The organism is Klebsiella sp. GG_Kp173 (genome assembly GCF_040062415.1).
GTDB lineage: Bacteria > Pseudomonadota > Gammaproteobacteria > Enterobacterales > Enterobacteriaceae > Klebsiella > Klebsiella quasipneumoniae.
The window spans coordinates 279,907-301,861 of record NZ_JBEAFZ010000001.1; the positions used below are offsets into that span (position 1 = coordinate 279,907).

Genomic DNA, 21,955 nt, shown 5'->3' on the forward strand with positions numbered 1-21,955 from the left:
GCCGCTATCCAGCCAACGCCTGCGCGTCTCCCGCAGGCGTCACCCTTTCCCCGCACAACGACCTCCATGCCTAACGCTCGGGCTCTTTCTCTTTAAAGTGTTTAACGGCTTCGTCGTATATCGCCAGCAGGCCGGAAATATCGCCTTCATATTGCGGCACGCGCTGGGCGCGAACCAGCTCAATCAGCAGCGCATAGGCTGCTTCTTCCGGGGCCGCATGTGGGTTGATCAGTCCAGACATATCACCTCCTTAACAGTGGGCCTTTAGCCTACCCCTGGGCGGAAAAACGCAACAGCCTGATATGCAACCAGTGCTTCTTGCCTGGCTCTGGTGAAACCTCAGCGGTGAAGACCACGGCGGAAGGGGGGGGCGTTATCCAGGCCACTGGGGGCGGTTAGACCGGCAGGAGGCTCATCATCAGCCAGGCGATGGCGATGCAGATAAGCGTCATCGACAGCACAAAATTCATGGTAGCTCCTCTTCATCCTTTCTGTACTCAGCGTAAATTTTGACAGCGCTGATCGCCTTTATCCTTGGCGATTTGTGCCGCTATCCGACGATGGGGTGGGGAAAGATGGCCTGTTTCCCCGGGAAGGCCAGCAAAATATCCTCTTTGTCAGAGTTATAGTGATGACATCAATGAATAAGCTGCATCACATTGGTTATGTTGCTCTTTCCGCCTGAAGAATGACTTCAGGTCGCTGATAAGCTGCTGGGGGAACTGACAGGATGAGCACCACACCGTTAACGCTTTCTATTGCCGGGCAACCGACGCCCATCACCCTGCCGCAGGTGCCGGGAACCCGGGGCCATGTGGGAGTCGACATACGCGAGCTGAATCACTCCGGATTCTGCAGCTACGACCCTGGCTTTGCCAACACCGCCGGATGCCAGTCGGCGATCTCGTGGATCGATACGGAAAACAGCGTGCTGCTGCACCGCGGCTATCCGGTGGATCAGCTGGCTCGCCAGTGTGATTTTCTCGAGGTGGCGTACATCATGCTGCGGGGCGACGCGCCGGATGAGGCCAGCTATCAAACGTTTCGCGAGACCATCACCCGCCATACCCTGGTGCACGAGCAGATAGCCCGCATGTGCAGCGGCTTTCGTCGCGATTCGCACCCGATGGCGCTGATGTGTGCTCTGGTGGGGGCGCTGGCGGCGTTCTATCATGATGTTCTGGACGTGGAAAATCCGCAGCATCGGGCGCTGGCCGCCACGCGGCTGCTGTCGAAAATGCCCACTATCGCCGCCATGAGCTACAAGTACACCATTGAACAACCCGCCGCCTATCCGCGCAACGATCTCTCCTATGCCGGAAATTTCCTGCAGATGCTGTTTGCTATCCCGGCCGAGAAGTACGTCCTCAATCCGGTTATCGAGCAGGCGATGAACCAGATCCTGGTCCTGCATGCCGATCACGGGCAGTGCGCCTCCACCACCACGGTGCGCGCGGCGGGCTCCTCCGGAGCGAACTTATTCGCCTGCGTCGCCGCCGGGCTGGCATCATTATGGGGACCGATGCACGGCGGCGCCAATGAGTCGAGCATGCGGATGCTGGAGGAAATTGAAAGCGTCGATCAGGTTCCGGCGTTTCTGCGTCAGGCAAAGCGCGACCCGCAGGCATTTCGCCGCCTCGGTTTTGGCAACTCACGCTACCGTCACCGTGACCCGCGCGCCGATATCCTGCGTGAAACCAGCCATCGGGTCCTGGCGGAGGTAGGCATGTCCGACCGTTTGCTGCAGGTAGCGATGGCCCTTGAGGACGTGGCGCTGACCGATCCCTACTTTGTGGAAAATGGCCTGTCGCCGAGCGTGGATTTTTATACCGCGGTGATCCTCAAGGCGATGAATCTGCCTTCGTCGATGTTTGCGGTGGTCACCGCGGTCGGCCGGACGGTCGGCTGGGTGGCGCACTGGAACGAGATGCACCAGGCGCCGTTGACCATCTACCGGCCACGGCAGATTTACGTTGGCGAGGAGTATCGGGATTACGTCTCACGACGTAGCGAGCAGCCGACCGGATCGCGGTGACAGCGGGTGAGGCGAACGCCAGCGCGACCTTCGTGGTGACCTATAACTGATCTGCCTGACGGCGCGACGCCGTCAGGCATGCGCCAGTAAAGGAAACATCAACTTCCTGTCTTTAAACAAGTTTTCCTTCTGGTCATAGACAAAGAGGATATCTTCTCCCTCAATCTTCTCGTACTCGCCGAGCCGGTCTTCATTGGGGGTAAAGCCGAGGATAGCCTGGTAAACATGGTCATCGGCCAGCTCGTTGACCAGCGTCGACAGGCTTTTGTCCGCATCGCAGAATAGATCAAAGCAGATCAGCACCGGACCGTTTTGCATGGCGATAACCACCGCCTCATTTTTTGCCGAATAGTAAACGAAATGCTTCATAAAGGCTGAGCAGTAAAACATCAGCAGGCCAAAGTTGTGCTCCACCCGCAGCGGTGAGAACGGGTTGGATTTTTCATAGTAATGGCGGAGCAGGGCGACATCGTCAGCGCTGTCCATATCCAGTTTGCGAAAATCACCGGCGCGCGGAGCGACCGGCATAATATATTGATGCTCTTCGCTGCGGGTGAAACCAAATTTGGGGTAAAAATCCACCGTGGTGGGATTGGCAAATAAAAAGAAGGCGTCCGCCTCCTGCTGCCAGTCCTGCAGAATATGGTGGATAAGCTGGCCGGCTAATCCCTTATTGCGGTGGTCCGGTTCGGTCATCACGGTACCAATCTGAATATACCGCCGGGGCTCGCCCTGCCAGCGCAGATCGATGATGTTGGCCGAGGCGTTAGCGATAATTTTATTACGTTCGACAAAGGCGTAGGGGATATAGGCGTCGGTCCAGTAACCTTGCTGATACCACTCTTCAAAAGACAGGTCGAAAGTCTTAACGGCAAGGTCAATGAAGCTTTTTCTTAATATGTTATTTTCTCTGACTTGCTTCACTAATTGATAATTCATTGTCATAGTTCCTTCTCACTATGGCTTCTGAAAGCGACGACGTCGGCAAAGGCACTTGCGTCGAATGAGCGCTGTAAACGTAGCATATCTGGGAAAAGGATCCGCAATGTCGATGCTTAACCTTTGCCCGAGTCACAAATAACCGCATGAAGGCGTCACAAATGACGTTGAACATCCCGCCGCGCAGCACGTTATCTCCGTGCTGCAGAGCAACCACGGGGCCAATGCAACAGGCGATGAGAAAATATGCTGTTTGTTTTTTGGGCAACCAGTCGCGCTGTAGAGGTCTGGTTTATTTTTTTATGCATAAAAAAGGAAGTTTTACGCGAAGTGGCTAATAATAGAGTAGCCGCAATCGCAAGACTGAAATTAGTGATTGAACAACGTATAATATCGTGCTTTGTGTCTTAGTGTTACCGCACGAATTGGAAAAATACAACCGGCAGGATCCGCTACTTTATTTCGCGGTTTTTGCTCAGCTATTATTGAGTGAATTAACAGGATTACTATGTCAAATTTACCCAAATTTTCCCGCGCGCTGTTGCACCCGCGTTACTGGCTGTTATGGCTGGGAATTGGCCTCTTATGGCTGCTGGTGCAATTACCGTATCCGGTGATCTACCGACTGGGCACTGCGCTCGGGCGGCTGGCAATGCGGGTGATGAAAAGCCGCGCACGGATTGCCAGACGTAATCTCGAACTCTGCTTTCCCGCGATGAGCGTCGCCGAGCGTGAGGCACTGCTGGTGAAAAACTTTGAATCGCTGGGCATGGGGCTGATGGAGACCGGCATGGCCTGGTTCTGGCCGACGCACCGGGTGGCGCGCTGGACCGAGACCAGCGGCGTAAACGAGGTGGTCGAACTTCTGGAACAAAAGCAGGGCATCTTACTGATCGGTATCCATTTTCTGACCCTCGAAATGGGGGCGCGAATGTATGGCATGTTTACCCCGGGGATCGGCGTCTACCGGCCCAATGATAACCCGCTGATTGACTGGCTGCAGACCTGGGGACGCTTGCGCTCGAACAAGACCATGCTGGATCGAAAAAATCTGAAAGGCATGGTCAGGGCGCTGAAAGAGGGAGAGATCCTCTGGTACGCGCCGGATCATGATTACGGGCCGGCCAGCAGCGTTTTTGCGCCGCTGTTTGCTGTCGAGCAGGCGGCGACCACCACCGGCACCTGGATGCTGGCGAAGATGTCCGGGGCGACGATTGTGCCGTTTGTTCCGCGACGCAAGCCTAACGGTATGGGATATGAGCTGATCTCCCTGACGCCGGAGCGCACGCCGCCGCTGGCCAGCGCCGAGGTTACCGCGGCGTGGATGAACCAGATTATCGAACAGTGCATCCTGATGGCGCCTGAACAATATATGTGGCTGCACCGGCGCTTTAAGACCCGCCCGGAAGGGGTGCCGCCGCGTTACTGAACGCTGCGGCCAAAAAATCAGCGCACCGGTAGCACGCTTATTAAATCGCCGTCTATACTGAAAGAGCCTGATCTAAGGCCCATTCCAAGGAGATTGCAGGATGAAAAAAGTGATAGTCGCGTTAGCCCTTTCCGCCGTTGCATTTGGCGCGTCCGCCGCGCAGTTGATCACCAAAGAAGAAGCTAAACACTTCAAACTGACCAAGGTCGGACCGATCTCGGTGGGGCCGTCAGGTGGGCAGTTCTCTTCACCTTCCGATCTGCACGATCAGCTCTCTAAGCTGGCCGATGAGAAAGGCGGAAAGTACTACGTGATTACTGCTGCGCGTGAGCATGGTCCTAACTTTGAAGCCACAGCGGAAGTGTATAAATAATCGATTCTTCCGCGTGCCATAACGGCACGCCACTGACTGAGCCTGGAGCGCATTACGCCTCCGGGCTTATTTTTTTCCGCTGCCCACGTTCCGCCGGCTAAGCGGAAGCGAAAACGTTTTTTATCGCTATATATGAATTTGATGATCACGTTGTTAATGAAATATTGCTTTTTATTGTCGCTAAAAGGCGAATTCCAACCTAATGCCTGAGGGAGTGACCCCTGGCAAAAATAGGTAGGACAAATGTGTTATCATCGCGCCTTTCCCTTTTTGTCTGGGGCTTTCTTGTATGCTACAACCTGTTGTTCGCGTCGGTGAATGGCTGGTAACCCCCTCTGTAAACCAAATCAGCAGGAAGGGGCGCCAGCTTACCCTTGAACCGCGTTTAATCGACCTTCTGGTCTTTTTCGCTCGCCATCCGGGGGAAGTGCTTAGTCGGGACGAGCTTATCGAAAACGTCTGGACCCGGAACGTTGTGACCAGCCACGTCGTCACGCAGAGTATTTCTGAACTGCGCAAGTCGCTCAAAGACGGCGACGACGTTAGCCTAGAGTACATCGCGACGGTACCCAAACGGGGGTATAAGCTCACGGTGCCGGTGATCTGGTGCACCGAAGAAGGGGAGGAACTCGCCCCACAGATGGAGGCGCTGACGCCTTCGCCTTCGGTCGCCGCGACCGCGCCGCCGGCTGCCGGTGCGCCGCCCGATGCGCCCGTCTCCGCCGCCGATCCCGCCGTGCCAGCTCCCGCTCCGACAGTGGCCAGCGCGCCGTCAGTGCGTAAACGGCTCACCACCGCCCTGGTGTGGGGACTGTTCCTGTTGGCGCTGGGCACCTGCGTGGCGCTGGTGGCGCTGTCGAGCATGGAATCGCGGCCGCCGGTCAACAAGGCGCGCCTGTTGCTTAATCCGCGCGATATCGATATCCACCTGGTGAATGGTAACTCCTGCACCAACTGGTCGTCGCAGCACTCCTACGCGGTCGGCCTGGCCAGCCTGATCACCACCTCGCTGAACACCTTCTCGACCTTTATGGTGCATGACAAAACGGACTACAACATCAATGAGCCGAGCAGTTCCGGTAAAACGCTAACCATTGAGTTCGTCAATCAGCGCCACTACCGGGCGCAGCAGTGCTTTATGTCGGTCCAGTTGGTGGATAATGCCGACAGCTCGACGATGCTCGATAAGCGCTACTTTGTGACCAATGACAACCAGCTCACCATCCAGAACGATCTGATGAACAGCCTGTCGGATGCCCTGACGCAGCCGTGGCCGGCGCGGATGCAGGCGATGCTCAGGCAGTATCAGCCGTCGCAAAGCGTGGCGTTAACCTATTTCTACCAGTCGCATCAGCTGTTAATGAAGGGCGATGTTGACTCATTAAGTAAGGCCAGCAGCCTGCTGGATGATGTGATTAAACGGGCGCCTGATTTTATTTATGCGTATGCCGAAAAGACGCTGGTGGATGTATTACGCCATTCGCAACAGCCGCTGGATGATAAACAGCTGGCAGCCCTCTATAGCGAAGTTGAGCGGGTAGGGGAGATGCCAGGTATCAAAGATATGGCGATTTATTATCAAATAAAAGCGGTGGATTTGCTGGGGAAAGGCAAAGTCGATGAAGCAAATACCGCTATTAACAGTGCGATCGATTTAGAGATGTCGTGGCTGAATTATGTGCTGTTAGGCAAAGTCTATGAGATGAAAGGTGAGAACCGGCTGGCAGCAGATTCTTACATTACGGCGTTTAATTTACGCCCCGGGGGAGACACATTGTACTGGATTGAAAACGGGGTTTTCCAGACGTCGGTCAACCGGGTGGTTCCGTATCTCGATAATTTCCTCTCTTCAGAATAAGTAAACCCTCATCGTGTACAAGGTTTTGGGCATGATGAGGTTAAATTTATGTTTCTCATGAAGCCTCTTGTTGTTATTTGTATTTAGCATTCAGGAGGCTTTAAATAACAGTTCGGCAACACACCGCATCTGGTTTAAGTGCATGTAAAACAACAATGTTTATCTTTTTATGACACCCTGTTGTCATGTTTATATGTTAAGCGAAAAAGGTCAAAATATCATTTGTCTGATGTTTGTTGTTATTTCACTTTATCTTTAGGACTTATCTCGTACAAATCAGTAATCTTGTTGGCAGTTGGTCGGGTCAATTAATGGTTCTGTATCATGATCTGTACCTCCCAAATAAACTTAGGAGAAAAACAACCATGAGTTCTGCCAAGAAGATCGGGCTATTTGCCTGTACCGGTGTTGTCGCCGGTAATATGATGGGGAGCGGTATTGCATTATTACCTGCGAACCTGGCCAGCATCGGTGGTATTGCCATTTGGGGCTGGGTAATTTCAATTATTGGTGCGATGTCTCTGGCTTATGTTTATGCCCGACTGGCCACTAAAAACCCGCAGCAGGGTGGCCCAATTGCTTACGCAGGGGAAATATCTCCGGCATTCGGTTTCCAGACCGGTGTGCTTTATTATCATGCAAACTGGATTGGTAACCTGGCTATCGGGATTACCGCGGTTTCTTATCTGTCTACGTTCTTCCCCATTTTAAATAACCCGGTGCCAGCAGGGATTGCCTGTATTGCCATCGTGTGGATCTTTACTTTCGTTAATATGCTCGGCGGGACCTGGGTCAGCCGTCTGACCACTATTGGTCTGGTGCTGGTGCTTATTCCAGTGGTGATGACCGCGGTCGTCGGCTGGCACTGGTTTGATGTCGCTACCTATCAGGCGAACTGGAACACCTCCAGCACCACCGATAGCCACGCGGTCATTAAAAGTATCCTGCTCTGCCTGTGGGCCTTCGTTGGCGTAGAATCCGCCGCCGTGAGTACCGGGATGGTGAAAAACCCGAAACGTACCGTACCGCTGGCTACCATGCTAGGTACTGCGATGGCCGGTATCGTCTATATCGCCGCGACTCAGGTTATCGCCGGTATGTATCCTGCTTCTCAGATGGCCGCGTCTGGTGCGCCGTTCGCGATTAGCGCCTCCACCATCCTCGGCGGCTGGGCTGCGCCGATGGTATCCGCTTTCACCGCCTTTGCCTGCCTGACTTCTCTGGGCTCGTGGATGATGCTGGTTGGCCAGGCAGGTGTCCGCGCCGCCAACGACGGTAACTTCCCGAAAGTGTATGGCGAAGTTGATAGCAACGGTATCCCGAAAAAAGGCCTGCTGCTGGCCGCAGTGAAAATGACCGCGCTGATGGTGCTGATTACCCTGATGAACTCCGCCGGTGGTAAAGCCTCTGACCTGTTCGGCGAACTGACCGGTATCGCGGTACTGCTGACCATGCTGCCTTACTTCTACTCCTGTGTTGACCTGATTCGTTTTGAAGGCATCAACATCCGTAACTTTGTCAGCCTGATTTGTTCGGTACTGGGTTGCGTGTTCTGCTTCATCGCGCTGATGGGCGCAAGCTCCTTCGAACTGGCCGGCACCTTTATCGTTAGCCTGATTATCCTGATGTTCTACGGTCGCAAAATGCACCAGCGCCAGAACAACACATCGGATAGCAACAGCCCCGCTAACGCGCACTAATCAGTAACCCTTTTTCCTGAGGCTCCTTCCATCACCTGTCATAGCGCGACGGGAGGGGCTTTCTACATCTGGAGATTTGACTATGAACGTTATTGCAATCATGAATCACATGGGGGTTTACTTCAAAGAAGAACCCATCCGTGAACTGCATCGTGCTCTCGAACGCCTGGACTTCCGCATTGTCTACCCGAACGACCGTGACGACTTATTAAAACTGATCGAAAACAACTCTCGTCTGTGCGGCGTGATCTTCGACTGGGATAAATACAATCTCGAGCTGTGCGAAGAAATCAGCAAAATGAACGAGTACATGCCGCTGTATGCGTTCGCTAACACCTACTCCACGCTGGACGTTAGCCTGAACGATCTGCGCATGCAGGTTCGCTTCTTCGAATATGCGCTGGGCGCTGCGGAAGATATCGCGAACAAAATCAAACAGAACACTGACGAATATATCGACACCATTCTGCCGCCGCTGACCAAAGCGCTGTTCAAATATGTGCGTGAAGGCAAATACACCTTCTGTACCCCGGGCCACATGGGCGGTACCGCCTTCCAGAAAAGCCCGGTAGGCAGCATCTTCTACGACTTCTTTGGCTCCAACACCATGAAATCCGATATCTCGATTTCGGTTTCTGAACTGGGTTCCCTGCTGGACCACAGCGGCCCGCACAAAGAAGCGGAAGAGTATATCGCTCGCGTATTCAACGCTGAACGCAGCTATATGGTGACCAACGGCACCTCTACCGCCAACAAAATCGTCGGTATGTACTCCGCGCCGGCCGGCAGCACCGTATTGATTGACCGTAACTGCCACAAATCGCTGACTCACCTGATGATGATGAGCGACATTACGCCGATCTACTTCCGTCCGACCCGTAACGCCTACGGCATCCTCGGCGGTATCCCGCAGAGCGAATTCCAGCACGCGACTATCGCCAAGCGTGTGAAAGAGACGCCGAACGCGACCTGGCCGGTACACGCGGTGATCACCAACTCGACTTACGATGGTCTGCTGTACAACACTGACTTCATCAAGAAAACCCTGGATGTGAAATCCATCCACTTTGACTCCGCGTGGGTGCCTTACACCAACTTCTCGCCGATCTATGAAGGCAAATGCGGGATGAGCGGCGGCCGCGTCGAAGGGAAAGTGATTTACGAAACCCAGTCCACGCACAAACTGCTGGCGGCGTTCTCTCAGGCGTCGATGATCCACGTGAAAGGCGACGTTAACGAAGAGACCTTTAACGAAGCCTACATGATGCACACCACCACCTCCCCGCATTACGGGATCGTGGCGTCCACCGAAACCGCGGCAGCGATGATGAAAGGCAACGCCGGTAAGCGCCTGATCGACGGCTCTATCGAACGTTCCATCAAGTTCCGTAAAGAGATCAAACGTCTGAAAGGCGAGTCTGACGGCTGGTTCTTCGACGTATGGCAGCCGGAACATATCGACGGCCCTGAATGCTGGCCGCTGCGCTCCGACAGCGCATGGCACGGTTTCAAAAACATCGATAACGAACACATGTACCTCGACCCGATCAAAGTCACGCTGCTGACCCCGGGGATGAAGAAAGACGGCACCATGGATGACTTCGGTATTCCGGCAAGCATCGTGGCGAAATATCTCGACGAACACGGCATCGTGGTGGAGAAAACCGGTCCGTACAACCTGCTGTTCCTGTTCAGCATCGGTATCGACAAAACCAAAGCGCTGAGCCTGCTGCGTGCGCTGACCGACTTCAAACGCGCGTTCGACCTGAACCTGCGGGTGAAAAACATGCTGCCGTCGCTGTACCGTGAAGATCCTGAATTCTATGAGAACATGCGTATTCAGGACCTGGCGCAGAACATTCACAAACTGATTGAGCACCACAACCTGCCGGATCTGATGTTCCGCGCCTTCGAAGTGCTGCCATCGATGGTGATGACCCCGTATGCCGCGTTCCAGAAAGAGCTGCACGGTCAGACGGAAGAAGTGTACCTCGAAGAGATGGTCGGCCGCGTCAACGCCAACATGATCCTGCCGTATCCTCCGGGAGTGCCGCTGGTGATGCCGGGTGAAATGATCACCGAAGAGAGCCGTCCGGTGCTGGAGTTCCTGCAGATGCTGTGCGAAATCGGCGCCCACTACCCGGGCTTCGAAACCGATATCCACGGCGCCTATCGTCAGGCGGATGGTCGTTACACCGTTAAAGTGCTGAAAGAAGAGAATAACAAGTAATAGACGCACACCAGGGAAGTGGCTTGCCACTTCCCTTTTTCACGCTGCAAGGAGAACACATGAAAACACCCTCACAGCCGCGCGCGATTTACTACATCGTTGCGATCCAGATCTGGGAGTACTTCAGCTTTTACGGCATGCGCGCCTTACTCATCCTCTACCTCACCCACCAGCTTGGCTTCGACGACAGCCACGCCATCAGCCTGTTCAGCGCTTACGCATCTCTGGTTTACGTTACCCCTATTCTCGGCGGCTGGCTTGCCGACCGCCTGCTCGGCAACCGCACGGCGGTGATTGCCGGGGCGCTGTTGATGACTCTCGGCCACGTGGTGCTGGGCGTTGAGTCGACCTCCGCATGGAGCCTGTACGTCGCGCTGGCGATCATTATCTGCGGCTATGGCCTGTTCAAATCCAATATCAGCTGCCTGCTTGGCGAACTCTACGCCCACGACGATCCGCGTCGCGACGGCGGCTTCTCGCTGCTGTACGCCGCCGGCAATGTCGGCTCCATCGCCGCGCCCATCGCCTGCGGGCTGGCGGCCCAGTGGTACGGCTGGCATATCGGCTTCGCCCTGGCGGGAATCGGTATGTTCATCGGACTGATGATTTTCTTAAGCGGCAGCCGCCATTTCCGGCATACCCGCGGCGTCGATAAACCGGCGCTGCGGGCGGTGAAATTCGTGCTGCCGACCTGGGGCTGGCTGCTGGTGATGCTGTGCCTGGCGCCGGTGTTCTTCACGCTGCTACTGCAAAACAACTGGTCCGGCTATCTGCTGGCGATCGTCTGCTTGTTTGCCGCCCAGATGGTGGCGCGGATCATGATCAAAGCGCCCGAGCATCGTCGCGCGCTATGGCAGATCGTCCTGCTGATGCTTGCCGGGACGCTGTTCTGGGTGCTGGCTCAGCAGGGCGGGAGCTCGATTAGCCTGTTTATCGACCACTTTGTTAACCGCCGCCTGCTGAACTGGGAGGTGCCGACGGCGCTGTTCCAGTCGGTTAATGCGGTGGCGGTGATGGCGGCCGGCGTGGTACTGGCGTGGCTGATGCGTCCGGAAGGCAGCGTACGTTCGGTGCTGCGCGTCTGGTTGAAATTCGCTTTCGGCCTGCTGCTGATGGGCGGCGGCTTTATGCTGCTGGCGCTTAATGCCCGCCACGGCGCCGCTGACGGTCAGGCCTCGATGGGCATGATGGTCGCCGGGCTGGCGATGATGGGCTTTGCCGAACTGTTTATCGACCCGGTGGCGATGGCGCAAATCACCCGCCTGAACATGCCCGGCGTCACCGGGGTGTTGACCGGGATCTACATGCTGGCCACCGGCGCGGTGGCCAACTGGCTGGCGGGCGTGGTCGCCCAGCAGACCACCGAATCGCAAATCAGCGATACGGCGATTGCCGCCTATCAGCATTTTTTCTCGCAGATGGGCGAATGGACCCTCGGCTGCGTGGCGGTGATGGTGATTATCGCCTTTGCCGCAGCCTGTAGCGTCGGCAAACGCCGCGCGGCGGCTGGCGAACTTCCCGGCGGCGGCGCCTGATGCGCGTCCCGGCGGGTGTAACCGCCTCCGCCGGGCTATCGGCCAGCGCGATTTATCGCCCCGGTAAGCGCAGCGCGACCGGGGGTATTCCATCAACAGCGGAGCGCAAAGCCGCTCCTTGCACAGCGTAGTGAACAGGAGGAGGATATTCTGGCAGGCGCGGAAGCCAACGATAAAAAATACCGTTAGTGAAGGCATAGCTGAGTGAGATCAGCTTGAAGTGAAGCCAGATTCGTTACTCTTGTTCTTCGGTGTAAAGCCGGAGACAGGCCGCGCGGAAGGGTGACCTGGTTCAATTTATCGAAGCTAGTTTGAAAGCAAGGTTATGAGGAACCCATATGTCTGAACAACAAGCACAAGGTGCCGATGAGGCCATTGACCTTAATAATGAACTGAAAACTCGTCGCGAAAAACTGGCTGCGCTGCGTGAGCAGGGCGTAGCTTTCCCCAACGATTTCCGTCGCGATCATACCTCTGACCAATTGCACGCTGAATTCGATGCGAAGGATAACGATGAACTCGCTTCCCTGAACGTTGAAGTTGCGGTGGCCGGCCGGATGATGACCCGCCGCGTGATGGGCAAAGCCTCCTTCGTCACCCTCCAGGACGTCGGCGGCCGTATCCAGCTGTACGTGGCCCGCGATGACTTGCCGGAAGGCGTCTACAACGAACAGTTTAAGAAATGGGATCTCGGCGACATCATTGCCGCCCGCGGCAAGCTGTTCAAAACGCAAACCGGCGAACTCTCCATCCACTGCACCGAGCTGCGCCTGCTGACCAAAGCCCTGCGCCCGCTGCCGGATAAATTCCACGGCCTGCAGGATCAGGAAGTCCGCTATCGCCAGCGCTATCTGGATCTGATCGCTAACGAAGAGTCGCGCCATACGTTCCGCATCCGCTCGCAGATCCTCGCGACCATGCGTCAGTTCATGGTGGCTCGCGGCTTTATGGAAGTGGAAACCCCGATGATGCAGGTGATCCCTGGCGGCGCGTCCGCCCGTCCGTTTATCACTCATCACAACGCGCTCGATCTCGATATGTACCTGCGCATCGCGCCGGAACTGTATCTGAAACGTCTGGTGGTCGGCGGTTTCGAACGCGTGTTTGAAATCAACCGTAACTTCCGCAACGAAGGGATCTCGGTACGTCATAACCCAGAGTTCACCATGATGGAACTGTACATGGCGTACGCGGACTACAAAGACCTGATCGAACTGACCGAGTCGCTGTTCCGCACCCTGGCGCAGACGGTGCTGGGCAAAACCGAGGTGCCGTATGGCGACCAGGTTTTTGACTTCGGCAAGCCGTTTGAAAAACTGACCATGCGCGAAGCCATCAAGAAACACCGTCCGGAAACCAACATGGCGGATCTGGATAACTTCGACGCGGCGAAAGCGCTGGCGGAATCTCTCGGCATTCAGGTAGAGAAAAGCTGGGGTCTGGGGCGCATCGTCACCGAAATCTTCGATGAAGTGGCGGAAGCGCACCTCATCCAGCCGACCTTCATCACTGAATATCCGGCAGAAGTCTCCCCGCTGGCGCGCCGCAACGACGTGAACCCGGAAATCACCGACCGCTTCGAGTTCTTCATCGGCGGCCGCGAAATCGGTAACGGTTTCAGCGAGCTGAACGATGCGGAAGATCAGGCGCAGCGTTTCCAGGATCAGGTCAACGCCAAAGCGGCGGGCGATGACGAAGCGATGTTCTATGACGAAGACTACGTCACCGCGCTGGAGTACGGCCTGCCGCCGACCGCCGGTCTGGGCATCGGTATCGACCGCATGGTGATGCTGTTTACCAACAGCCATACCATCCGCGACGTAATCCTCTTCCCGGCCATGCGTCCGCAGAAGTAATCTGTTGCACTCCCTCCCGGCCCGCGCCGGGAGGTCTCCCCGCATGAGTCACATCACATTGCTTGCCTGGCCGGATGAACCGGTCACCGCAGTCTATCGGCATGGTGTGCCCCCGCCGGGGAGCAGGGAGTTTACTCTATTTTTTGCAACGTGCCGCGCTGGCTGCCGTTTGTCCAGTTGCCGTTAAAGGCGTCGTTGAGAGTAAAGGTTGAGTTTTTCACCCGGAAAGTCAGCTTACCCTGGCTCGCTTTCGCGTCCTCCACCAGATGACCATGAGTTTTCACCGTTTTAGCGGTGACGGTAATCTCATCAATTTTGTCGCCATATTCAGTATAAACATACCAGGTGCCCAGCCAGGGGCCGAAGCCGCTGCTGGCCTGCTGCGCGGCGGCGGCATTCTCGGCTTTGGTTTTATGAATATCGCAGGTGGTCCCGTCGGTCATCTGCGTACAGCCGGAGCGTTCAAGCTGCTCCCGGTATTTCGCGCTAATGGCGTGGGCCGGCGCGGCGGCGACCAGCGCCAGGGTGAGGGTGGTGAAAAGCCAGGTCTTATTCATCTTATTGTTTCTCATTGCGATAGCGGCGCGCATTGTCATAAAGGTTGATACACATTGGTGTATTCTCCGGGGGCGTCAGAATAAATATAACCGCAGCCATTCCTGACAAATAATGAGCAGAAAGGCGAAGGGTTATTTATTTGTAAAAACATCATTACCCTGATTTTATTTATCACCGTATCTTCCCGCTGCTTGTCATATTATTGCAGAGAGAATGTTAAGTAATTGATGTTTTAAAAGCGATTATTTGTCACTTACGCAAATAACAGCAGGCCAGACCTGGGCGCAGGGCTAAAGCCCGCGCTGGTGCGGTATTGAGTTTTTTTCATATTGCTATCATCATATTTCGAATGAAAGGGATAACCTCTGAAACGGGTTATTAAGCCAGTAATTTTTATCTGCAAAATAAGCCTGCGGCAAGCATTATTTCCATTAATTTTCCAGGGCTACTGGCGACAACGGATATTCCGCCCGCGGCAATGATGGATTTCCATCATTTCTCCGTTTTCATCGCTGGTCGTCGCCTGCTTATAGTGACGGCACACCAGACGACTGGCTGAAAAGGAGATAAACATGGCGACAGAGCACCTGCAGTGGGGCATTAGCCCCCTGTGCTGGACCAACGATGTGCTGGAGGATTTAGGCGGCGATATCCCTCTCGACACCTGTCTGCGCGAGGCGCGGGAGGCGGGATTTCAGGGCATTGAGTTAGGGCGCAAGTTTCCCCGCCAGGCGGAGACGCTGGGGCCTCTGCTGGCGGCGGCTGACCTGCGGCTGGCGTCCGGCTGGTACAGCGGCTTACTGGCTGACCGCAGCGTGGAAGCGGAGCTGGAGGCGGTGCGGGGCCACGCGCAGCTCCTGCAGCAGCTCGGCGCCAGGGTCATGGTCTATGGCGAGTGCGGGCAACTGCCCGGTGAAACGCCGCTTGATGAGCCGATCTCGCTCTCACCGCCGTTAAGCCGCGTCAGTCTGACGGTGTATTGCCATAAGCTGAATACCTTTGCCGACCTGCTGCTGCGGGACTACGGTCTGCGCCTGGCCTATCACCATCACCTGATGATGCTGGTGGAGCACGACGACGAGCTGGAGCGGTTTCTGTCACAGACCCATGACAACGTCGGGCTGGCGTTTGATACCGGACACGCCTTCGTCGCCGGGGTCGATATCCCGCGCGTGCTGGAAAAATATGGTCACCGTATCCACCATCTGCATCTGAAAGACGTCCGTCCGCAGGTGCTGGGGCGCCTGTATCGCGAAAACCTGAGCTTTAACGAGGCGGTGCGCGCCGGGCTGTTTACCATCCCTGGCGACGGCTGCATCGACTATGCGCCGATCCTCGACTTTGCCCGCGACAGCGACTACCGCGGCTGGCTGATTATCGAAGCCGAGCAGGACCCGGCGATGGCGCCGCCGTTGGCCACCGCCCGCCGCGCCTTCGCCTGGCTGGCGCACCATTTCTCGTCCCCTTCATCATCAGAGGAGCACGCATCATGAGCGCGCGGTTAAATATTGGTCTCATCGGCTCCGGTTTTATGGGGCAGGCGCACGCCGACGCTTACCGTCGCGCGGCCATGTTCTATCCCGATCTGCCAAAGCGCCCCTATCTTTACGCGCTGGCGGATCAGGATCAGGCGCTGGCCGAACGTCATGCGGTGAAGCTGGGGGCGGAGAAGGCTTACGGTGACTGGCGCGAACTGGTGAACGATCCGCTGGTGGACGTGGTGGATATTACCTCGCCGAACCATCTGCACTACACGATGGCGATGGCGGCGATCGCGGCGGGTAAACATGTCTATTGCGAGAAGCCGCTGGCGGTTAACGAGCAGCAGGCGCAGGAGATGGCGCAGGCGGCCCGGCGCGCGGGGGTGAAGACCATGGTGGCCTTTAACAACATCAAAACCCCGGCGGCGCTGCTGGCAAAGCAGATTATCGCCCGGGGCGATATTGGCGAACCGGTGCGCTTTCGCGGCACCTTTGATCAGGGGTTTTATAACGACCCGAACCTGCCCTGGTCCTGGCGCTGCTCGAAAACCCTCGGCGGCAGCGGGGCGCTTGGCGACCTCGGCGCCCATACCCTGTCCGTCGCCCAGTTTTTGATGGGCGGGATCCGTGAAGTGACCGCCAGCGCGCAAACCTGTCTGCGCCAGCGTCCGGTACCGCAGACCGATGCCGGGTATGCCAGCCGGGTCGCGGCCGATGCCGAGTGGCGGGAAGTGGAAAATGACGATCAGGTTCAGTGTCTGGTCAATTTCGACAGCGGCGCCGCGGGGGTGATTGAGGCCTCGCGCATCGCCGCCGGGCGCATCTTCGGCGTGTTCTGGGAGGTCTCCGGCACCGAAGGCACGCTGTATATGGACGGGGAGCGCTTTAACGAACTGCAGGTCTATCGCTTCCGCGATGACAAACACGACCGCGGCTTTAAAACGCTGTATGCCGGGAGCCAGATCCCGGCCTATGCCGGCTTCTTCGGCTTCGATTTTGGCGGCGGCGGGCTGGGCTATTTTGACGTCAAGGTGATTGAAGTGCATGACCTGGTGCAGGGGATTTGCGGGGACGACGACTGCTATCCCAGCTTTGAATTTGGTTTACAGAATCAGCGCGTGCTGTCGGCGATTGAAGCCTCGATGGTCAGCCGTCGCTGGGTTAACGTGGTTAAGGATTAAGGAGCCGCTATGTTTCCCTCACAATTACCGACCCCGCGCCGCCCGGCGGCGCAGAGCATTCCTTCCCTGCGCTGGGGCATCATCGGTCCAGGCTGGATCGCCGAGCGCTTTGTGCACTCATTGAAAACCCAGAGCCGGCAGCAGGTGGTGGCCGTTGCCTCCCGCAGCCAGGCGAAGGCCGACCGGGTAGCCGCGGAATGGGGGATCCCCCAGGCTTACGGCCATGTGGCGGAGATGCTGGCGCGTCCGGATATTGATGCGGTGTATATTGCGACGCCGCACAACCATCACTTTCCCGACGGCATGCAGGCGCTGAAGGCGGGCAAACACGTGCTGATTGAGAAGCCCTTCGCGCTCAACCTTGGCGAAGGACGTGAACTGCAGGCCGAAGCCGCCCGCCAGGGAAAGCTGGCGCTGGAGGCGATGTGGTGCGATTACGCGCCGAAGTATGATGTGATCCGCCAGCTGCTGGAGGATGGGGTGCTCGGCGACCTGCATACCCTGCTGGCCGATCACGGCGAGTATTTTACTACCGACCACCGCATCTTTAATGCCGACCTTGCCGGCGGGCCGATGATGGATCTCGGCAGCTATCTGACCTCGTTTGCGCTAATGGTGGGCGGTATGCCGCAGGAGATAGTCGCCCGCGGCAGCGCGACGGCAGAGGGGCTTAACGGTCAGACGTCGATGCTGTTCAGCTGGCGGAACGGGATGCAGGGGCTGTTAAACACGACGTTGTTCAGCAACACGCCGGGCGGGGCGGTGGTGGCCGGACGCCAGGCGACCCTGACGATCGACGGTCAGTTTTACGCCCCCGGCGGGTTCACCCTCGCCGCCAGCCAGGGCGGGCAGGCGCTGCGCTGGGAAGAGCCGCGCAATCGCTACGACCAGCTGTTCTGGCAGGCGGAGCATTTTGCCTGGTGCATCGGTCAGGGGCTGCGGGACTCGCTGCTGCGGCCGCTCAGTCGGGTGCTGCAGAATCTGCAGGTGATGGATGAGGTGCGGCGCCAGGTGGGCGCGGTGTTTAACGAAGAACGCTAAGGGGCCGGCCGGGCTTTGGTTTGCAGGCAGCGCCAGCGTGTCCGCCATTGCCCGGCACCGGGACGCGCACGGTGCCGGCTGTCCTGGCCCGGCGGCGCTGCGCTTGCGCGGGCCTGGGATATCTATGCAACCATTTGATATTAAAGCAGATTAATGCCTGTGTTATGTAGGCCGGGCAAGGCGTTGCCGCCGCCCGGCATAAAGGCAGGTTCAGAGCCTGATAGCTGGTGCCACGCAACCCCTCATCGACAGTCGTCGACGGCGACAAACTGGCCGCGCTGCAGAGACTGAACGGCTGCTTCGGCAATCGCCTGCGCCTGCAGGCCGTCCACCAGGCCGGGCAGGTCGGCCACGGTTTCACCATTCAGAGCGCGGATAAAGGCGTCAAGATGCTGGTAATAAGATCCTTGCACCCGGCTGAACCAGTCCGGCCACAGGCCTGGCTCAATGCGCTGATTGCCGCGCCACAGGGTAGGGCCCACCGGCGACTGGCTGCCGGACTCCAGCGCGCCCTCTGCGCCCAGCAGGGTGATCCGTTCATCATACCCGTGGCCGGTGCGGCGGGTGTTGTCCAGCTGCGCCAGCGCGCCGCCGCGCATCTGCATCATCAGGATGGAGGTGTCAACATCGCCAAATTCGGCGATTTCCGGCAGGGCCAGCGCCGCGCCCATCGCCGCCACGGTATGCACTTCATCGCCGGTGAGAAAGCGCAGAAGGTCGAAGAAGTGAATCGCCTGATCGCGCATCTGACCGCCGGAGCTGCGCAGATAGTCGAGCGGCGGCATGCTGGAGGCGCGGCAGACCATCTGCACCAGCTCCACCCGACCGATCGCGCCTTGCTCCAGCTGGCGGCGGAGCTGCTGATGGCTGCTGTCGAAGCGCCGGTTAAAGCCGACGGTGACCGGCACGTTCAGGGGAAGCACCCGCTCCACCACCTCGCGGGCGCGCGCCAGGGAGAGGTCGATCGGTTTTTCGCAATAGACCGCCTTGCCCGCCCGGGCGGCGGCTTCCAGCAGTTCGGCATGCGACGGGGTCGAGCTGGCGATCAGCACAGCGTCGATGGCGTCGCTACGGAGAGCCTCGCTCACCGTCACCGCCCGGGCGCCATAGCGGGAGGCCAGCGACTGGGCGCGCTCCGGCGCGACATCGGCTACCATCGTCAACTCGCTCCCGTCATGACGGGCGAGGCTGGCGGCATGAACCTGACCGATAAAACCACTGCCTACCAGGGCAAAACGTTTGCAATTCATTATTTTTCTCCAGAATGGCGAAGGGAAGGTGCCACCATAATCGGTTTGCTAAACTCACTGACACTGCCGTTTTGATGTATTTCCATCATTGAAGAGAGGGGCGATGAAAAACATGTCACTGGCGATGCTGGCCAGACAGATTGGCGTCGGCGTGGCCACTGTGGACCGGGTGCTGAACGAACGCGGCGGCGTATCGCCGCAGACCACGCGCAAAGTGCTGCAGGCGGCGCGGGAGGCGGGGCTGAAGCGGATCCTGCCGGAGGAGCACCGCTTTCCATGGCAGATTGAGCTCTTTCTCAGCAGCAATGACTCGTTCTTTTTTCCGCAGCTGGCGCAGGATTTCGCCGCCGTCGCGGATAGCCTCGGCTATCGCCGTCTGACCCTGCACCGCACCTTTGTCCCGGAGTCGCAGCCGGCGACCCTGGCCCGGCGCATTATGCGCAGCTGCCAGCAGCGTCAGGGGATCATCGTCTTCGGCAATGACCACCCTGTGGTGCATGACGCGCTGCGCCGCTGCCGGGAAGCGGGCGTCCCCGTCATCACCCTGGCGACGGATCTGCCCGGCGCCGACCGGCTCTGCCACGTCGGGATCAATCAGCTGCAGGCTGGCCGCACCGCGGGGTTAATGATGGGGAGAATGACGCCACGGCCCGGGGCGGTGCTGATGGTGAGCGGCCGGGAGGATTACAGCGCGCATCGCCTGCGCATCCAGGGGTTCCGCGAGGTGCTGAGCCAGCGCTTTCCCCACCTGCAGCTTAATGAGGTGCTGGCGGGCGAGGAGCGGCGGGAGCAGATCACCCGCCTGCTGGAGCAGGCCCTGTGCCGCAGCCGGCATATTGTCGGGATCTATAACACCGGGCTTGGCAATACTCAGATTGCCGAGGCGCTGGCTCGCCACCGCCGCGAAAGCGACGTCTGCTGGATCACCCATGAGCGCTACAATACCACCCGCCAGCAGCTGGCCCGGGGCAGCCTGGCGTTAACGCTCGATCAGAACACCCGCCAGCACGCCCAGCTGGCGATCGACCTGATGCTGCGCCATCTGGAGTCCGGCTATCAGCCGCAAACCTATGCCGACGGGAAAGTCGACTTTATCCTCTACAGCGCCGAGAACGTGGACTAAGGCGTGCGGCGCCTCCCTTCCTGACAACACGGATTTCCCCGGCGGATAAATGCCAACCCCGCCGGGGGCGATCGCTTTAAAGCGTTGTCTGCCTCTCATTTTTCGCTCATTTATGCAGCAATGTTAGATGTCTGTCAAAATTCTGTTACTGCATAGTTTTAAAATTTTCATTTCAGTTATTTACTTATAAAAGTTTCAAATGTCTTGTTAATGAAATAAATGGTCTGGAATTCACGGTGTGGCATAAATGGACTGATGTTTCAAAAAAGTGATGATAAAACAGCCATTATTTGTGATTCCGATCACGACGAAATGCGGAAAACCCCGCAGCGCCGTCGCCGTCACAACAGACATTTGTCGCAACCTGACTGAAATTAATTTTTCATTTTGTTTCATTCACCGGCGTACCTACAAAATCAAGGATCAACTATGAATATTAAGAAAACGATTGTTGCCTCTTTGTTAGCCTGCATGCTGCCTGCGGTGGTTATGGCAAAAGATGTCTCCATTGGCGTCTCGATGGCGCTGTTTGACGATAACTTCCTGACGATCCTGCGTACCTCGATGCAAAAAGAGATGAAAAAAGATGGGGTGAAATCGCAGATCGAGGACGCGAAAGGGGATGTCTCCCAGCAGCTGCAGCAGGTGCAGAACTTTATCGGCCAGGGGGTGGACGCCATTATCGTTAACCCGGTGGATACCAATGCGGTGAAACCGATCATGGATCAGGCCACCAAGGCCGGGATCCCGCTGGTATTTGTGAACCGTCGCCCGCAGGCGGAGCTGACCGACAAGATGGCCTATGTTGGGTCGGACTCGATTCTCGCCGGCCGTCTGCAGATGGAAGCGCTGGCGAAAGCGATGAACGGTAAGGGCAATGTGGCGATCCTGCTCGGCGACCTGGCGAATGAATCCACTCGCGACCGCACCAAAGGGGTGGAAGAGGTTGTCGCCAAATACCCGAACATCAAAATCGTGCAGAAGCAGACCGCGAAATTCACCCGCAATGACGCCGTGGACGTGGTCAGCAACTGGATGACCAGCGGCGAGGATATCCAGGCCATCGCCTCCAACAACGATGAAATGGCGATCGGCGCCCTGCAGGCGCTGGGTAAAAACCCGAACCATATTCTTATCGCCGGCGTGGATGGCACCCCGGATGCGCTGCAGATGCTGAAGAGCGGCAAGATGATCGCCACCATCTTCCAGGATGCGAAAGGCCAGGGTGAGGGCGCCGTAGACGCGGCCATCAAGCTGGCGAACGGTGAGAAAGTGGAGAAAATCATCGACGTGCCGTATCAGCTGATCACCAAAGAGAACATGGCTGAATTTACCAATCGTAATCAGAAATAATCCTGGCCAACCT

At 57.2% G+C, this 21,955-nt stretch carries 18 protein-coding genes; 14 read left to right on the forward strand and 4 right to left on the reverse strand.

What is annotated here, in order from left to right:
- Positions 1-70: 70 nt before the first annotated feature.
- Positions 71-241 carry a hypothetical protein gene (locus ABLU50_RS01390; RefSeq protein WP_023319874.1) on the reverse strand — a complete coding sequence of 57 codons (171 nt, stop codon included), beginning with the start codon at positions 239-241 and terminating at the stop codon, positions 71-73.
- A 303-nt stretch (positions 242-544) separates the two neighbouring features.
- Between ABLU50_RS01390 and ABLU50_RS01395 the strand changes: the two genes are divergently transcribed.
- Both ABLU50_RS01395 and ABLU50_RS01400 read left to right on the forward strand, forming a co-directional pair.
- Positions 545-685, forward strand: a complete 141-nt coding sequence (locus tag ABLU50_RS01395; RefSeq protein ID WP_165455330.1) for a hypothetical protein — start codon at positions 545-547, stop codon at positions 683-685.
- Positions 686-730: 45 nt separating this feature from the next.
- Positions 731-2,035 carry a citrate synthase gene (locus ABLU50_RS01400; protein WP_023319875.1) on the forward strand — a complete coding sequence of 435 codons (1,305 nt, stop codon included), beginning with the start codon at positions 731-733 and terminating at the stop codon, positions 2,033-2,035.
- A 72-nt stretch (positions 2,036-2,107) separates the two neighbouring features.
- On the opposite strand, the gene ABLU50_RS01405 is transcribed toward ABLU50_RS01400, so the two are convergent.
- Positions 2,108-2,974, reverse strand: a complete 867-nt coding sequence (locus ABLU50_RS01405) for a GNAT family N-acetyltransferase (RefSeq protein ID WP_049092954.1) — start codon at positions 2,972-2,974, stop codon at positions 2,108-2,110.
- A gap of 508 nt (positions 2,975-3,482) precedes the next feature.
- Here ABLU50_RS01405 and ABLU50_RS01410 point away from each other — a divergent pair.
- The 7 genes from ABLU50_RS01410 (at position 3,483) to lysS (ending at position 13,955) form a co-directional block, all read left to right on the forward strand.
- Complete coding sequence (locus ABLU50_RS01410) at positions 3,483-4,403, forward strand: Kdo(2)-lipid IV(A) acyltransferase (protein WP_017898813.1); 921 nt, start codon at positions 3,483-3,485, stop codon at positions 4,401-4,403.
- 100 nt (positions 4,404-4,503) lie between these two features.
- A complete protein-coding gene (locus ABLU50_RS01415; protein ID WP_004202387.1) occupies positions 4,504-4,776 on the forward strand; it encodes a DUF1471 domain-containing protein in 273 nt (90 codons plus the stop codon).
- A gap of 289 nt (positions 4,777-5,065) precedes the next feature.
- Entirely contained in the window at positions 5,066-6,634 is a 1,569-nt protein-coding gene (gene cadC / locus ABLU50_RS01420) for a lysine decarboxylation/transport transcriptional activator CadC (protein WP_017898812.1), read from the forward strand.
- Between the two features lie 365 nt (positions 6,635-6,999).
- Entirely contained in the window at positions 7,000-8,334 is a 1,335-nt protein-coding gene (cadB, locus tag ABLU50_RS01425) for a cadaverine/lysine antiporter (protein WP_004202389.1), read from the forward strand.
- Positions 8,335-8,416: 82 nt separating this feature from the next.
- The gene (cadA, locus tag ABLU50_RS01430) at positions 8,417-10,564 is read left to right on the forward strand and encodes a lysine decarboxylase CadA (RefSeq protein WP_002892486.1); all 2,148 of its coding nucleotides are present in this window, start codon (positions 8,417-8,419) and stop codon (positions 10,562-10,564) included.
- A gap of 59 nt (positions 10,565-10,623) precedes the next feature.
- Positions 10,624-12,099, forward strand: coding sequence for a dipeptide permease DtpD (gene dtpD / locus ABLU50_RS01435; RefSeq protein ID WP_004202391.1), 1,476 nt, complete (start codon positions 10,624-10,626; stop codon positions 12,097-12,099).
- 338 nt (positions 12,100-12,437) lie between these two features.
- Positions 12,438-13,955 (forward strand): lysine--tRNA ligase, encoded by a 1,518-nt coding sequence (lysS, locus tag ABLU50_RS01440; RefSeq protein ID WP_004202393.1) that lies wholly within the window; start codon positions 12,438-12,440, stop codon positions 13,953-13,955.
- A gap of 131 nt (positions 13,956-14,086) precedes the next feature.
- On the opposite strand, the gene ABLU50_RS01445 is transcribed toward lysS, so the two are convergent.
- Positions 14,087-14,512, reverse strand: coding sequence for a hypothetical protein (locus tag ABLU50_RS01445; RefSeq protein ID WP_025999107.1), 426 nt, complete (start codon positions 14,510-14,512; stop codon positions 14,087-14,089).
- 573 nt (positions 14,513-15,085) lie between these two features.
- Between ABLU50_RS01445 and iolE the strand changes: the two genes are divergently transcribed.
- Genes iolE through ABLU50_RS01460 form a run of 3 tightly spaced genes read left to right on the forward strand, consistent with a single transcriptional unit; the run spans position 15,086 to position 18,216 of the window.
- Entirely contained in the window at positions 15,086-16,006 is a 921-nt protein-coding gene (gene iolE, locus ABLU50_RS01450) for a myo-inosose-2 dehydratase (RefSeq protein ID WP_087832559.1), read from the forward strand.
- Entirely contained in the window at positions 16,003-17,175 is a 1,173-nt protein-coding gene (locus ABLU50_RS01455; protein ID WP_004202397.1) for a Gfo/Idh/MocA family oxidoreductase, read from the forward strand. Before iolE ends, ABLU50_RS01455 begins: the two co-directional genes overlap by 4 nt.
- 9 nt (positions 17,176-17,184) lie before the next feature.
- On the forward strand, positions 17,185-18,216 hold the full coding sequence (locus ABLU50_RS01460; RefSeq protein ID WP_087832558.1) for a Gfo/Idh/MocA family oxidoreductase: 1,032 nt from the start codon (positions 17,185-17,187) through the stop codon (positions 18,214-18,216).
- A gap of 242 nt (positions 18,217-18,458) precedes the next feature.
- Here the strand turns inward: ABLU50_RS01460 and ABLU50_RS01465 are convergent, their stop codons facing one another.
- Complete coding sequence (locus tag ABLU50_RS01465; protein ID WP_069603314.1) at positions 18,459-19,466, reverse strand: Gfo/Idh/MocA family oxidoreductase; 1,008 nt, start codon at positions 19,464-19,466, stop codon at positions 18,459-18,461.
- Positions 19,467-19,569: 103 nt separating this feature from the next.
- On the opposite strand from ABLU50_RS01465, the gene ABLU50_RS01470 reads away from it, so the two are divergent.
- Positions 19,570-20,589: a LacI family DNA-binding transcriptional regulator gene (locus tag ABLU50_RS01470; RefSeq protein ID WP_087832557.1), complete on the forward strand. Its 1,020-nt coding sequence runs from the start codon at positions 19,570-19,572 to the stop codon at positions 20,587-20,589.
- A gap of 429 nt (positions 20,590-21,018) precedes the next feature.
- Positions 21,019-21,942: a sugar ABC transporter substrate-binding protein gene (locus tag ABLU50_RS01475; protein WP_002892597.1), complete on the forward strand. Its 924-nt coding sequence runs from the start codon at positions 21,019-21,021 to the stop codon at positions 21,940-21,942.
- Positions 21,943-21,955 lie beyond the last annotated feature (13 nt).